13 protein-coding genes and 1 pseudogene are annotated in these 13,700 nt (G+C 44.3%); 4 read left to right on the top strand and 10 right to left on the bottom strand.

The window, feature by feature from the left end:
• Positions 1 to 4 precede the first annotated feature (4 nt).
• Entirely contained in the window at positions 5 to 1,459 is a 1,455-nt protein-coding gene (rng, locus tag FTU55_RS11610) for a ribonuclease G (RefSeq protein ID WP_005179701.1), read from the top strand.
• Positions 1,460 to 1,591: 132 nt separating this feature from the next.
• Entirely contained in the window at positions 1,592 to 1,765 is a 174-nt protein-coding gene (locus FTU55_RS11615; RefSeq protein WP_005179698.1) for a PA1571 family protein, read from the top strand.
• A gap of 38 nt (positions 1,766 to 1,803) precedes the next feature.
• Here FTU55_RS11615 and FTU55_RS11620 read toward each other — a convergent pair whose 3' ends face one another.
• Complete coding sequence (locus FTU55_RS11620) at positions 1,804 to 3,264, bottom strand: wax ester/triacylglycerol synthase family O-acyltransferase (RefSeq protein ID WP_180047148.1); 1,461 nt, start codon at positions 3,262 to 3,264, stop codon at positions 1,804 to 1,806.
• Positions 3,265 to 3,427: 163 nt separating this feature from the next.
• A complete protein-coding gene (locus FTU55_RS11625) occupies positions 3,428 to 4,162 on the bottom strand; it encodes a phosphoadenylyl-sulfate reductase (RefSeq protein WP_180047151.1) in 735 nt (244 codons plus the stop codon).
• Between the two features lie 202 nt (positions 4,163 to 4,364).
• Between FTU55_RS11625 and thrH the strand changes: the two genes are divergently transcribed.
• The gene (gene thrH / locus FTU55_RS11630) at positions 4,365 to 4,982 is read left to right on the top strand and encodes a bifunctional phosphoserine phosphatase/homoserine phosphotransferase ThrH (protein ID WP_075168141.1); all 618 of its coding nucleotides are present in this window, start codon (positions 4,365 to 4,367) and stop codon (positions 4,980 to 4,982) included.
• A gap of 72 nt (positions 4,983 to 5,054) precedes the next feature.
• On the opposite strand, the gene FTU55_RS11635 is transcribed toward thrH, so the two are convergent.
• From FTU55_RS11635 to fahA, 7 genes are all read right to left on the bottom strand, one after another.
• Positions 5,055 to 6,275, bottom strand: a complete 1,221-nt coding sequence (locus FTU55_RS11635) for an OmpP1/FadL family transporter (protein WP_180047153.1) — start codon at positions 6,273 to 6,275, stop codon at positions 5,055 to 5,057.
• 309 nt (positions 6,276 to 6,584) lie between these two features.
• Positions 6,585 to 8,015, bottom strand: a complete 1,431-nt coding sequence (locus FTU55_RS11640; RefSeq protein WP_180047155.1) for an outer membrane protein transport protein — start codon at positions 8,013 to 8,015, stop codon at positions 6,585 to 6,587.
• A 452-nt stretch (positions 8,016 to 8,467) separates the two neighbouring features.
• Entirely contained in the window at positions 8,468 to 9,115 is a 648-nt protein-coding gene (locus tag FTU55_RS11645) for a 3-oxoacid CoA-transferase subunit B (RefSeq protein ID WP_180047157.1), read from the bottom strand.
• 3 nt (positions 9,116 to 9,118) lie between these two features.
• Positions 9,119 to 9,820 (bottom strand): CoA transferase subunit A, encoded by a 702-nt coding sequence (locus FTU55_RS11650; protein WP_180047159.1) that lies wholly within the window; start codon positions 9,818 to 9,820, stop codon positions 9,119 to 9,121.
• A gap of 18 nt (positions 9,821 to 9,838) precedes the next feature.
• Entirely contained in the window at positions 9,839 to 10,414 is a 576-nt protein-coding gene (locus FTU55_RS11655) for a VOC family protein (protein WP_180047161.1), read from the bottom strand.
• A gap of 25 nt (positions 10,415 to 10,439) precedes the next feature.
• A complete protein-coding gene (maiA, locus tag FTU55_RS11660) occupies positions 10,440 to 11,078 on the bottom strand; it encodes a maleylacetoacetate isomerase (RefSeq protein ID WP_180047163.1) in 639 nt (212 codons plus the stop codon).
• Positions 11,065 to 12,375 carry a fumarylacetoacetase gene (gene fahA / locus FTU55_RS11665; RefSeq protein ID WP_180047165.1) on the bottom strand — a complete coding sequence of 437 codons (1,311 nt, stop codon included), beginning with the start codon at positions 12,373 to 12,375 and terminating at the stop codon, positions 11,065 to 11,067. The genes maiA and fahA overlap by 14 nt, the downstream gene beginning before the upstream one ends.
• 232 nt (positions 12,376 to 12,607) lie before the next feature.
• Here fahA and FTU55_RS11670 point away from each other — a divergent pair, with 232 nt between their 5' ends.
• Positions 12,608 to 13,384: an IclR family transcriptional regulator gene (locus FTU55_RS11670; RefSeq protein ID WP_180047167.1), complete on the top strand. Its 777-nt coding sequence runs from the start codon at positions 12,608 to 12,610 to the stop codon at positions 13,382 to 13,384.
• Between the two features lie 105 nt (positions 13,385 to 13,489).
• On the opposite strand, the pseudogene FTU55_RS11675 reads toward FTU55_RS11670, so the two are convergent.
• Positions 13,490 to 13,700: pseudogene (locus tag FTU55_RS11675) on the bottom strand (IS4 family transposase); the annotation flags it as partial.

Here is a 13,700-nt window from a genome sequence, read left to right on the forward strand (position 1 = left end):
TATTATGTCTGACGAGTTGTTGATTAACGTCACGCCTATGGAATGTCGTGTCGCGTTAATTCAAAACGGCACGGTCAATGAATTATTTGTTGAACGTACCGCCAAACGTGGTTTAGTAGGAAATATTTATAAAGGTAAAGTGGTACGGGTGCTGCCAGGTATGCAGGCTGCCTTTGTCGATATTGGGCTGTCACGTACCGCTTTTTTACATATCAATGACATGGTCTGGCCACGCAGCCAGCCAACCCCGAATGTTTTCGAGCTGTTACAGCCGGGGCAAATCCTTACTGTGCAGGTTATGAAAGACATGCTCGGCACCAAAGGCGCGCGCCTGTCGACCGATCTGTCAATTCCTTCGCGTTATCTGGTATTGATGCCATTTGGCAGCCATATTGGCGTATCACAGCGGATTGAATCGGATGAAGAGCGTGACCGTTTGCGTTCGATGATTGAACGGATTCAGAAACAGCATAAACTGCCGGGCTCGGTGATTGTTCGTACCGCCGCAGAAGGGGTGGAAGAAGCCGCCATTGCCCAGGACATGGCCTATTTGGCCAAGCTGTGGGAGCATATTCAGCGCAAACAGAAAATTATTGCGGTGCCGTCTTTAATTTTTGAAGAGCTGCCTTTGCCGCAGCGCGTGATTCGTGATCTGGCCAATGAAGAAACTGCCAAAATCTATGTCGATTCACGTGAAATCTATGCCAAGCTGAAAGACTTTGTCGATGAGTTTGTGCCGAATATGCAAAACCGCTTGTTGCATTATCCGGGCGAACGGCCGCTGTTCGATTTATACAATGTCGAAGAAGATATCCAGAAGGCGCTTCAAACCCGCGTGGCGCTGAAATCGGGTGGCTATCTGATGATTGATCAGACCGAAGCCATGACCACCATTGATATCAATACCGGTTCTTATGTCGGCGGGCGTAGTCTGGAAGACACGGTCTTTAAAACCAATATGGAAGCCACACAGGTGATTGCACGCCAGTTGCGACTGCGTAATCTGGGTGGGATTATCATCATTGATTTTATTGACATGCAGGAAGCACAGCATCGTGAAGAAGTGATGTGCCAGTTCGAGAAAATGCTGGAACGCGATCATGCCAAAACCAAAATTACCCAGGTGTCTGAACTGGGTCTGGTGGAAATGACCCGTAAGCGTACCCGTGAATCTCTGGAACATTTGCTGTGTGAGTCTTGTCCAACCTGTCAGGGCCGCGGTTATGTGAAAACAGCCGAGTCAGTGTGTTACGAGATTTTTCGAGAAATTATGCGCTATGCACGTGCCTTTGAATCTCAGCGTGGCTTTACTGTCGTTGCCCATCCATCGGTGATTGACCGGCTGTTAACCGCAGAAGCACCAGCCGTCGCGGATCTGGAGCATTTCGTGAATCGTGTCATAAAATTCCAGGTTGAAAATTTATACACGCAAGAGCAATACGATATCATTTTAAGCTGAAATTGTAACAGGATATCGTTAAACAGTTGTTACATCTGAAATTTTACTTTTTTAGGTAGATTCACAATACTAAGCATACACCAGAGCCAAAGCCGTAATCTCCCTTACGGTTTCAGCAAAATGAGGTCTATCATGGGTATGAGCGAAGTCGTGATTAATAAAAGTCTTAAAGTTTTAGAACCAAAAACTGTACACAGTGCGGCGTATATCGTAGATGAGCAAGGTAAAGAAGTACAAATTACCACCGCCATGATTCGCACCGTCTGTCAGCAATTATTAAAACAATGTCGAACCATTAAAAGTTAAGGGGCCTTTTGAAAGCCCCTTAATTTTTTCTCTTATCATTACAATTTAAAAAAGAGATTCATACTTTTCGTCTGAATCTCGATGTTCTTCCGGCCTGGGCCGAGTCTTTTAACTGACTTTTTTTCCACCTCGTCCAAGGTTACATCTACTGTTTCAATAATCCGTTCAAAACGCTGAATTTCATCTTCCAGATGTTGTAACAGGTTCTGCATTTTTGGCAGGGCATTGCGGCAGGCTGTTAAACCAACTTCCAGCTTGTCCTGATAACTGGTCATGGTGATGTTCAGCGCCTGACCATCCAGCACAATTGAAGCCGGATACAACGCTTCAAGTTTGGCACCATTCCAGTACAGCGCTTCACGCGGTCCCGGCACATTGGAAATGACCAGGTTAAAGGCCTGACGTTTTGGCATTAAACCAGACACAATATTTAAGCCGGCGGCGCTATAAACAAAGGCGCTATAGTTCAGAATCTGGTTGGCATTCATGCGTTTAAAGCGTTCTTTGGCATTTAGTACGCTGCGACGAATAATGCTGAGACGTTCCAGTGGATTGTCCTTGTGCGTCGCCAGATTGGCCAGAATCATGGTAATCCGGTTGGATACATCAGAATCATCGCTCCGGACTGAGGCGGGTACCATGGCAATTAGTGGTTTTCTTGGCAGGGCATTCTGGCTGAGTAAATATTCACGTAAGGCACCTGAACAGATGGCCAGCACAATGTCATTAATAGTCACGCCCAGGGCCTTGGCAATTTTATGCAGACGGGCAAACTCATAGGACTGTGCAGCAAAGCGGCGTGAGGAACTAACGCGCTGATTCAGGATTGAACTTGGTGCCTGGAAGCTGGATACATAATCCGGATTACGGCCCATATCTTTCATTACAGTTTGCGATAACTCGTACATGACTCGCGGCGTGGCTTCCAACTGGCTTTTCAGTCCTGCTGCAATATTCTTGAAGCGGCTGGCTTTCGGCTCTTTCAGTCGTTTGGCGCGGCGGCCTTCTACACACCAAGGCGGTACAATACTTTTGGCATCTGGATCGTGTGAGAGCGATTTTTCCAGTAAGCGCATGCCGGCAATACCATCGACCATGGCATGATGGATTTTGAAGTACATGGCAAAGCGGTTGCCTTCAATCCCTTCAATAATATGACAGGTCCATAGCGGTTTGGCGCGGTCAATCAGCGCGCTGTGTTCTTGAGAAATATAGGTCAGTAATTCACGGATTCGTCCCGGATGAGGCAGGGCGATATGACGGAAATGGTGGTCCAGATCGAATTCAGGATCTTCATCCCAGAATAAGCCATTCAATTTATTGTTAAACGGTGGAATCGGCATCGATTGAGAATTACGGATGTCTTCGACCAGATCTTGAATAAAGGTTTCAGGTGCGTTCTCTGGAATCTGAAATAGGAATAACCCCCCAACATGCATTGGTTGCTGGCGTTTTTCTAAAGACAGAAAGATAAAATCAATCGGATGTAATGGACGCATAGCGTTAATTGCCTCACTGCAATATGACCGACCTTCATTGGAACGGCTTTTTAGAATTATAGGTGAACTGACTTAGTATATAGTGTTTATCATATAAACGCGGAACTTTGTTTATTCTGTTGCGTAAAAAAATAAACCACTGCTGGGCAGTGGTCTAGCGTATTTATTTTTTCAGATTTCCGGCGTGAAGTCCACATTCTTTATGGGTTGCATCTTCCCACCACCAGCGGCCTTCGCGTTCATGCTGGTTCGGTAAAACTGCACGGGTACATGGTTCACAGCCAATCGAAATAAAACCTTTTTCATGTAATGGATTATATGGAATTTCCATTAAACGGATGTAATTCCAGACATCACTGCTGGACCAGTTGGCCAAAGGATTGTACTTGATCAGCTGTTTGCCAGGACCAGAAAAACCTGGGTCAGCCTGAACCACTGGAATTTCATTGCGCGTGCCCGGACTCTGGTCTTTACGCTGACCGGTAATCCAGCCATCTAGCGTGGCCAGCTTTTTACGCAGCGGCTGAACTTTACGGATGCCACAGCATTCCTGATGACCGTCGGCGTAGAAACTGAACAGGCCTTTTTCATTAATCAGTTGCTGAATGGCTTCAGTTTCCGGGAAACAGATTTCAATTGGAATATTATAGTGCTTGCGAACGGTTTCAATAAATTGATAGGTTTCGCCATGCAAACGGCCGGTATCCAGGCTAAAGACACGAAAAGGCAGACCCAGATTGGCCGCCATATCAATCAGCACCACATCTTCAGCGCCTGAAAAGGAAATCGCAATTTCACCTGGCTGGCTGAGTGCCAGTTTTAGAATTTCACTTGGAGATTTATCTGCATATTCGGCGGCAAGCGCGTCAACGAGATCAATAGTGGGAATGGTAGTCATAATATTCCTGGCTATAGGCTTGGAGATGACAAAACCTATATTAATTTATTTCGGCTGTATTTTAATAGAAATGCCAAAACCAACTTATCACTAAAAAATCAATGCTTATGAAAAAAATAGATTTAAAAAAGAACAAGTCAAAAGCGCGATCTTGGTCTATGATAGAGCAAATTTTTTTCAATGACAGATATGGGGAGCATTCATGGAAGTTGTATGTCTTGATCTTGAAGGTGTGTTGGTTCCAGAAATTTGGATTAACTTTGCAAAAAAAACTGGGATTAAAGAGCTAGAAGCGACAACCCGTGATATTCCTGACTATGATGTATTAATGACACAGCGTTTGAATATCTTAAAACAGCATGGTTTGGGTTTAAATGATATTCAGGAAGTGATTGCCGATATGGGCCCATTTCCGGGTGCCAAAGAATTTGTGGAATGGTTACGTACTCATTTCCAGCTGATTATTCTATCTGATACATTCTACGAGTTTGCTCATCCGTTAATGAAGCAACTGGGCTGGCCAACCATTTTCTGCCATAAACTGGAAACTGATGAAAATGGTATGATCACCGCGTACAAGCTGCGTCAACCTGACCAGAAACGTCAGGCGGTAAAAGCATTACATGGTTTGAATTTCCGTGTAATTGCCGCAGGCGATTCTTATAATGACACCACCATGCTTGGCGAAGCCGATGCCGGTTTCCTGTTTGATGCACCTGAAAATGTGATTGCAGAATTTCCACAGTTCCCGGCCATTCATGGCTATGAAGCGCTAAAAGAAGCGATCCGTAAAGCATCTGTGCGTGATATTCCAGCTTAATCTGAAGCTGAGTGCAACAAAGGGCATCATTTGATGCCCTTTGTTAGTTATGCGGTTCTAACTATGAAATTTTTAGAAGCGGTAGCCAATACTTAATCCATATGCAACTGCATAATTATTTTCAAACTTGCCTGCTTCCGTATGTGCACCTGTGACGGCATCAGCATCACCTAACCAGAAGTATTTAAATCCTGCACCAATGAAATAATTTTCGGTAGGTGAGTAGCGAACACCTGTACCTACACTCCAGTAGCCTTCAGTTGGACCTAAGGTCGTAACAGGGTTGCCGGCACCAGAATCCCAGCCTACAGATACATTGCCACCCCAACGGTCATTGAACTTACGTCCTACACCAACAGTTGCAGAAATTTGGTCATCTTTATAGTCAATAAGGTTAAATCCATTAGGTTTGGTTGGTACATAACCAGCTTGGCCTAATATTTGAGTAAGCTTGCCAAATTTGTATGGTTGTACTTTAAAATTTGACCAGTCCACCCAGCGAAGGTTTGCAAATGCAACAGTGTTAGCCATAATTCCTGTTTGGAAATCTAGATTGACAGATTGTGGTGTTGTTAGTTGTGTTTTACCTGTTGTAGAACTAATTTGCGTCATGGCCGCATCTAGTGCAGGAATAGAAGTAAATCCTATTGCACCAAAGTTCTCATAAGCAGTCATTTCATGTTCAATTTCAGAGCGGTAAGTAACAGAAGCTTTAAGTGCTATTTCAGGAATTTGATAAGCAACACCAGCTAACCAACCAACAGATTCATCCTCACCTGTTTTAAAATCATAACCATTAAGGGCCGAGTATGCAGTGCCACGTAAAATAACAGTACCATCTACTGTTTGATATACAGCGCCTGCATATAGATTCCAATTTTCATTAGGTTGATAACCAACTAACAGGTTTAAATTTTGGGTATCAACCTCAACTGAAGTGCCACCTTGAAATGGTACAGGTCTACTTTCAACAAAATTATTGTTGCCAAAATATTCGGCATCGGCGCCATAGGGCTGATCGTAAATTAAACCAATCGAAATTTTGTCAGTTGCTTGAACTTTTAATGCAGCGTGTGGGAAGTAATAATCACCTGCCATGTCATTAGCTTGGTGTTTATCTTTGTCTTGACCAGATACATTTGGATCTAAAACTGAAATACCTGCTTCTGCATAATTGCCTGATTGTAAAAATGCAGCAATAGATTGACCAGAACGGTCTAAACCAGCAGCAAGCGCAGGTGTAAGTGGGAGAGTGCTAAGTAAAATAGCCGAATAGATTTTATTGAGCTTCATGGTCGTTCCCTGATGCTTTATGTAACAAAAAGTGCAGGAAAAGTAACATATTTGAAAAAAGAGTAAATGCTCAACTTCGCAGAATAAATGAACTGAATAAGTTATAAATAGCAGTTGATTAGAGTAAAAGTGTTATTTTTAGGTCTTAAGTAAATGAATTTTATTAAATAATTTTTTAGGGTAATGTTTGGGTAAATATGAGTTTAATTGCTTTTAATTTAAACATTTAATTAACACTTGTATAAAAAAGAGGAGTTTTAAGTGCAAAAAAAGCCACCCCGAAGGGTGGCTCCTTTGAAAACTAAGAGATTAGAAGCGGTAACCGATTTTTAAACCGTATGCCCATGCATCGTTGTCTTCAAACTCTGCAACATAATCAGAACCGCCTGCTTGAGCACCTGTTTGGGCTTTAGCATCACCCAACATGAAGTATTTTACACCACCTGCAATAAAGTAGTTTGGTGCAGGTGAGTATTGAACCCCTAGACCCACGTTCCAATAACCTTCAGTAGGACCAAGAGTTGATACAGGGTTACCTGCGCCAGAATCCCAACCTACTGATACGTTACCAGCCCATAGGTCATTAAATTTACGGCCTACACCTACAGTTGCTGAAATTTGATCATCTTCATATTCAACCAGATTAAAGCCATCTGGACGACCTACTAGAGGACCTACAGCTTCACTGATATTGCCAAATTGGTAAGGGCGAATAGAAAAGTTTGACCAGTCTACCCAGCGTACATTAGCGAAAGCTACAGTATTTGCCATGATTCCAGTTTGGAAATCCAGGTTTACAGATTGAGGTGTAGTAATTTTAGTTTTGCCTGAATCATCTAAAGTAGCAAGCTGGGCAGGAGAAACACCTAAACCACCCAATACAGTTGTTAGTAAAGGGAAGTTTAAAAGTGATAAGTCTTCAGAAGCTGAAACATCATGGTCAATTTCTGAACGATAAGTTACAGAAGCTTTTAAAGCAATATCTGGGATTTGGAAGGCTAAACCTGCTAACCAGCCTGTACCACTTGTTTCTTTAAATGTCGCATCATAACCGTTGAAAAGGCTATATGCTTGACCGCGTAAGCTTAGATTCCCTTTAACAGTTTGATAAACACCACCACCGTAGATATTCCAGTTTTCAGTCGGTTGGTAACCAAAAACTAAAGACAGGTTTTGAGTATCTACTTCAACTTTAGTATTACCTTCGCCTAAGAAATTATTACCTACAGCAAGTGCTCCAGTTAACTGTTGAAATGCTGCACTATCTCTAACTTCTTGAGAAGCAAATGCTATTGTTTGGTCATTTACTGGCTGTCCTTGAGCTTTAAGAGCTGCAATTGCTCTAGCACGCACAATATTGTTTATTGCACCAGTTGATAAAATAGTGTCTGTACCTGGGTTTGAAGTAAAGACATTGGTACCTTGGTATTCTGCCTCAGCGCCATATGGTTGGTCATATAAAATACCGACTGAGAACTTTTCAGTAGGTTGGAATTTTAAGGCTGCGCTTGGGAAATAGTAATCACCAGCCATATCTTCAATATTACGGCGTGTTTCACTTGTACCAGCTTCTTTACCAGATACATCTGGATCTAGGACTGAAATACCTGCTTCAAAGTAGTTACCCGGTTGTAAGAATGCAGCAATAGATTGACCAGAACGATCTAGAGCTGCAGCAAAAGCACCTGTCATTGGTACAGTTGCTAAAATCATTGCTGTGCTTAGTGCTTTTAATTTCATTATACATTTCCCTTGGGCTATAAAGTCTTTTATGACTGTTTTTGTTGATGCTTTAAGCTTTCATCTAGGATGATTTCGGCTTGTATTCACCGAGATCATTTGTTACTCCATGTGACAAAAATAGCACAATTAAAATAAGAGTAAATGCTCTACATGAACTATTGAGTATAAAATCCAACCTCATTAGAGCTTAAACTCTAAATTAATCTTATTTTTTTATTGTTATTTATTGATAAATAATAAAAAAATTATAAAAAGAGATGTTTTTTTAATATTTTTAACTGATTGAAATTTGATCAATTTTAATGGCTGAAAATTTGATGCTTATTTCTTTGAAACTATAATTTTTGAGATTTAATTCAAAATTTTAGAGACGGGCATGCTCTCAAAAATCAGGTGATTAGTGGGTTAAAAACAGAAGCAGCTATATCGCTGCTCCTGATCTGTGGAATTTAAGCTGCATCTAGCCCCGTTGTGATCAGCTTTGCCCCTGTAGCAGCCTGAATTTGTGCAAGGGTCACATCTTTGGCCAGTTCTACGAGCTTTAAGCCCTGTTCAGTCACATCAATCACGCCGAGATCACTAATAATCCGGTTGACGACACCTTGACCGGTCAGAGGCAGGCTGCATTCGGAAAGCAGTTTCGGGCTGCCATCTTTGGCACAGTGTTCCATGAGCACCACGACTTTCTGTACCCCAACCACCAGATCCATGGCGCCGCCCATGCCTTTGACTTTTTTACCTGGAATCATCCAGTTAGCCAAATCGCCACGTTCCGACACTTCCATAGCGCCTAAAATGGCAATGTTGACATGTCCGCCACGAATCATGGCGAAGAACTCTGCACTCGAGAAAAATGATGCCCCTGCTTGTGCAGTTACCGTCTGTTTCCCGGCATTAATCAGGTCAGGATCAAGCGTGTCTTGAGTCGGAAACTCACCAATGCCCAGCAGGCCATTTTCAGACTGTAGCCAGACGTTGATATGTTCTGGAATATAGTTGGCGACCAGGGTGGGCAGGCCAATTCCTAAATTGACATAAAAGCCATCTTGCAGCTCAAGCGCAGCACGCTGGGCCATTTCATTTCGCGTCCATGCCATGGTTTAAGCCTCCACCTTTAAGGTCATCTGTTCAATCCGTTTTTCGGGTGTGCTGTTCAGTACCACACGGTTGATATAAATTCCAGGCAGATGGATCTCATCCGGGTCCAGCTCGCCGATTTCCACAATCTGCTCGACTTCCGCAATGGTAAATTTGCCGGCCATGGCACATTCAGGATTAAAATTACGGGCAGTTTTGCGGAATATTAAATTTCCGGCTTTATCTGCTTTATAGGCTTTAATCAGGGCAACATCAGCCGTTAAGGCGTGTTCTAGAATATAGGATTTTCCCTCAAATTCACGGACTTCTTTGCCTTCAGCAATCAGCGTACCGACCCCGGTTTGCGTGTAAAAGGCCGGAATCTCCGCGCCGCCAGCACGTAATTTTTCTGCCAGTGTGCCCTGAGGGGTTAGTTCCACTTCCAGTTCACCGCTTAAATACTGGCGCTCAAATTCCTTGTTTTTACCAACATAGGAAGAGATCATCTTTTTAATCTGTTTGGTCTGTAGCAATTTACCCAAACCAAAATCATCGACTCCGGCATTGTTGGAAATACAGGTCAGTCCCGTCACCCCGGTATTTTTTAGCGCTTCAATTAAGGCTTCAGGAATGCCACAGAGGCCAAAACCACCTACCGCGAGCGTTTGATGATCGGCCACCACATCGGCCAACGCCAGCTCAGCAGTTGCTACTACTTTATTCATCTGTTTTAACCTGCTTGTTTAGCTGTCGACTTTGGCACTGCCAGCGTTGTTGTCTAACTCGGAGGCATGCAGGAAATGGGTATGATGCGGCGCGCGTTTGGTCTTGCTCCATTGCTCCAGCATTTCATGCTTCATGTCTTCGGTAATCAGGGCGATTTTTTCTGGCGCAGCTTCATCATCGTAGGCCAGTTCCAGACGATGGCCATTCGGATCAAAAAAGTAAATTGAATGGAAAATGCCATGATTGGTCACGCCTAAAACCTCGACACCATTGGCTTCCAGATGCGCTTTGGCTTTGAGCAGTGCAGCGCGGTCTTTGACTTTCAGGGCAATATGCTGCACCCATTTCGGGGTGTTTTCATCACGGCCCATTTCTGGCTGGGTCGGCAGTTCAAAAAAGGCCAGTACATTGCCATTGCCGGCATCCAGGAATAAATGCATGTATGGGTCAAAGGCTTTGGTCGACGGTACATAGTCTTCGGCAAAAGCCAGAATAAAGTCCATATTCAGGTTTTTTTTGTACCACTCGACGGTTTCTTTGGCATCTTTACAGCGATAGGCAACGTGGTGAATTTTTTCAATTTGAATGGTCATGGTTCAATATCCTTATTGATGAATCTTAGGCGGCATCTGCTTGTGCTTCGGGTGCGGCCTGTTGAAATGCAGGCAGGGTGAGGCAATGGCTATAAATCGCGGCAATTTTAGGGAAATCTGCTAAATCGACATGAAAGCGCTGGGCGTTATAGACCTGTGGAATCAGGCAGCAGTCTGCAAAAGTGGGCTGATCGCCAAAACAGAAGCGGCCATTGGAATCGGTCAATTGTGCTTCCAGACTCTGAAAGCCCAAAGTCACCCAATGCTGATACCATGCCGTTTTCTGTTCGTCGCTGAGTTGTAGCGTGCCGCTTAAATATTGCAGTACGCGCAGGTTGTTAATCGGATGAATATCACAGGCAATGCTCTGGCAAAAGGCACGGATTTTGGCGCGTTGCTGTAGATCGGCCGGTAACAGGGCTGGCTGCGGATATTTTTCTTGCAGATATTCCAGAATGCTCAGCGACTGGCTCAGCTGAAAATCATCCTCCACCCAGGCCGGAATCAGGCCGCTTGGGTTGATTTGACGATAGGTAGGCTGATGCTGTTCGCCGCCATTGTTTAGCAAATGTACCGGAATAATCTCAGCTTTTAAGCCCTTCAGGTTCAGCGCAATCCGCACCCGGTAAGCAGCTGAACTGCGAAAATAACTATACAGTTTCATGGGCAGCATCCTGCGCTTCATCTGTGGCAAAGTTAAATTGCACTGCAGGCAAGACGGTGCCGCTGACTTCACCAAAGCCAATGCGCAGGCCATCTTTTTCACAGTAGCCTTTCATGATTAGCGTGTCGCCATCTTCTAGGAAACCACGCTGTTGACCGTTGGCCAAAGTTAACGGTTTGCTAGTGTTCCAGGTCAGTTCCAGCAAGGAGCCATAAGAATCCGGCGTTGGACCAGAAATGGTGCCGGAACCCATTAAATCGCCAACCTGAACATTACAGCCTGAAACAGTGTGATGGGTCAGTTGCTGTGCCATCGACCAGTACATATATTTAAAGTTGGTCTGGCAGATTACATCGCTCTGTTCCGATTGTGCGGCTTTGAGTTCAACCGACAGATGAATGTCATAGCTGTTATCGACCTGTTCTTCACGTAAATAGGCCAGTGGACGTGGCTCTTGTACCTGGGTACGGGTTTTAAACGGTTCCAGCGCCTCCATGGTCACAATCCATGGCGAAATGGATGAAGCAAAGGTCTTGGCATTAAACGGTCCTAAAGGCACATATTCCCATTGCTGGATGTCACGTGCTGACCAGTCATTGAACAGCACCATGCCAAAAATATGCTCCCAGGCATTTTCAATCGAGATGGGTTCACCCAGTTTGTTCGGTTTGCCGACAATAAAGCCGGTTTCCAGTTCAAAATCGAGTTTACGGCAGGCCGAGAAAATTGGACGTTCGGCATTTGGTAACTTGATCTGGCCGGATGGACGTACCACTGGTGTACCACTCACCACCACAGAACTGGCGCGGCCGTTATAACCGACCGGTAATTCTGACCAGTTTGGTAGCAGGGCATTCTTCGGATCACGGAACATGCAGCCGACATTGGTGGCATGTTCTTTAGATGAATAGAAATCGGTATAGCCCGGAATATGTACCGGCAGATGCATATGCACTTCTGCCTGAGCGAAGAAAGCCTGTGCACGTAAACTGTCATTGTCACGTAATGTCGGGTTGTCGGCAGACAGCAGGCTTTGTAATTCCTGACGGATTTTGCGCCAGTTGTGTTGACCCGATTCAATAAATTTATTCAAGGTCGGCTGATTAAAATAACTTTCGCCGGCCTGAATGCTGAGAAAACCGTTCGCTTCCAGCATGGCCAAATCCACCACCCATTCACCTAAGGCTACACCAATACGGCGATGGCCCGTTGGGCTTTCGCTAAATACGCCATACGGCAGGTTCTGAATCGGGAAATCTGAATGTGCTGCAACGTCTACAAATGCTTGCTGAGTCATATGGGTTCCTGCATATCTCGATGAAAACGGTCCAGTGTTTTCTATCTGGGGAGTGATCTGGATCACTTGATTTTTGTCATAAATCTCATCATACTTATTTTTATTAATTACGCAATAGTTAATTAAATTACGAATATCGTAAAAATGTAAATAAAAGAATTCTGCAGAGATGCATTTATAAATCAGAACAGCACGCTAAAATGCTCGGTGTTTACAGGAGAGTAAAATTCTTATGTCAGAAAAGAATCAGGTGGGCGTGCAATCTTTAGAGGTGGGTTTAACCGTGCTGGATGCGCTGATGACCTATCGTCATCCGGTCATGCTCAAAGATTTATCTGAAAAACTGGCCATGCATCCGGCCAAGGTGCATCGTTATATGGTTAGTCTGGTGCGTATGAATTATGCCAAGCAGCTAGAAGATGGCCGTTATGCGCTGGGTGATCAGGCTTATCGTTTTGGCCTGAGCTGTATCCAGCGCAGTGACAGTCTGCAGGCGGCACAGGCACAGATTAATGAACTGCACCAGCATCTGGATTGTGGTTTGCAGATTAGCAAATGGACGGCGCAAGGCCCGCTGATTGTACAGTGGCTGGAGCCGAATCAGCCGGTTTCGGTGATTACCCGTGTCGGTTCGATCATGCCGATGCTGAATTCGGCCACCGGCCGGGCTTATGCTGCGTTTATGCCGGAAGCGCTGGTGCGGCCTTTGCTGGAAAAAGAATGGCAACAGCATCAGGCGCAGCAAAAACCGGTCTATCCACAGAACTGGGATGAATTTTTAACTTTAAAACAGCAGATTCTAAGTGAAGGTGTGGCCACGGTCGCAGGCGATTTGCTGGCCGGAATTCATGCGATTTGTGTGCCGGTATTAAATCAGCACCATGAAATTGAATATGCGATTTCGGTGTTGGGCACTGCTTCGGATTTGCCGCTGGATATGCAGCATCCAAAAATCCAGTATTTAAGAGAGATGGCAGCACGTTTAAGCGCACAGTTACAGCCGATTTAAAATGGTGGGGGAATTCGCCAAGGCAGCTACGCGAGTTGCTTCATCTCGGTGAAGTGCTGAAGATAAAAAAGGAAGGAGATGCGCCCATTGCTGTCCCACAATTTTTCACAAGAGGAAGCTCATTTGAGCTTCCTCTTGTTTTATGGGTATTTTATCGGGTGAAAATAAAGCTTTTAAAGTTCTTCTTTTAAACAAATTCACTTGAATTATTCTGAGTAAACGTTGAACTGTCCAACCTGTTTTTCCTAAATGTCGAGCGAAACTCACCAATAAATAGGCGATCATCGCAATCCAGATTTGTGTCTGAATTGCGTTC

This window comes from Acinetobacter sp. YH12117, assembly GCF_013418865.1.
Lineage (GTDB): Bacteria > Pseudomonadota > Gammaproteobacteria > Pseudomonadales > Moraxellaceae > Acinetobacter > Acinetobacter indicus.

Coding starts and splice junctions, on each gene's coding strand:
- rng (WP_005179701.1), top strand. CDS start 5: ATGTCTGACGAGTTGTTGATTAACGTCACGCCTATGGAATGTCGTGTC.
- FTU55_RS11615 (WP_005179698.1), top strand. CDS start 1,592: ATGGGTATGAGCGAAGTCGTGATTAATAAAAGTCTTAAAGTTTTAGAA.
- FTU55_RS11620 (WP_180047148.1), bottom strand. CDS start 3,264: ATGCGTCCATTACATCCGATTGATTTTATCTTTCTGTCTTTAGAAAAA.
- FTU55_RS11625 (WP_180047151.1), bottom strand. CDS start 4,162: ATGACTACCATTCCCACTATTGATCTCGTTGACGCGCTTGCCGCCGAA.
- thrH (WP_075168141.1), top strand. CDS start 4,365: ATGGAAGTTGTATGTCTTGATCTTGAAGGTGTGTTGGTTCCAGAAATT.
- FTU55_RS11635 (WP_180047153.1), bottom strand. CDS start 6,275: ATGAAGCTCAATAAAATCTATTCGGCTATTTTACTTAGCACTCTCCCA.
- FTU55_RS11640 (WP_180047155.1), bottom strand. CDS start 8,015: ATGAAATTAAAAGCACTAAGCACAGCAATGATTTTAGCAACTGTACCA.
- FTU55_RS11645 (WP_180047157.1), bottom strand. CDS start 9,115: ATGGCATGGACGCGAAATGAAATGGCCCAGCGTGCTGCGCTTGAGCTG.
- FTU55_RS11650 (WP_180047159.1), bottom strand. CDS start 9,820: ATGAATAAAGTAGTAGCAACTGCTGAGCTGGCGTTGGCCGATGTGGTG.
- FTU55_RS11655 (WP_180047161.1), bottom strand. CDS start 10,414: ATGACCATTCAAATTGAAAAAATTCACCACGTTGCCTATCGCTGTAAA.
- maiA (WP_180047163.1), bottom strand. CDS start 11,078: ATGAAACTGTATAGTTATTTTCGCAGTTCAGCTGCTTACCGGGTGCGG.
- fahA (WP_180047165.1), bottom strand. CDS start 12,375: ATGACTCAGCAAGCATTTGTAGACGTTGCAGCACATTCAGATTTCCCG.
- FTU55_RS11670 (WP_180047167.1), top strand. CDS start 12,608: ATGTCAGAAAAGAATCAGGTGGGCGTGCAATCTTTAGAGGTGGGTTTA.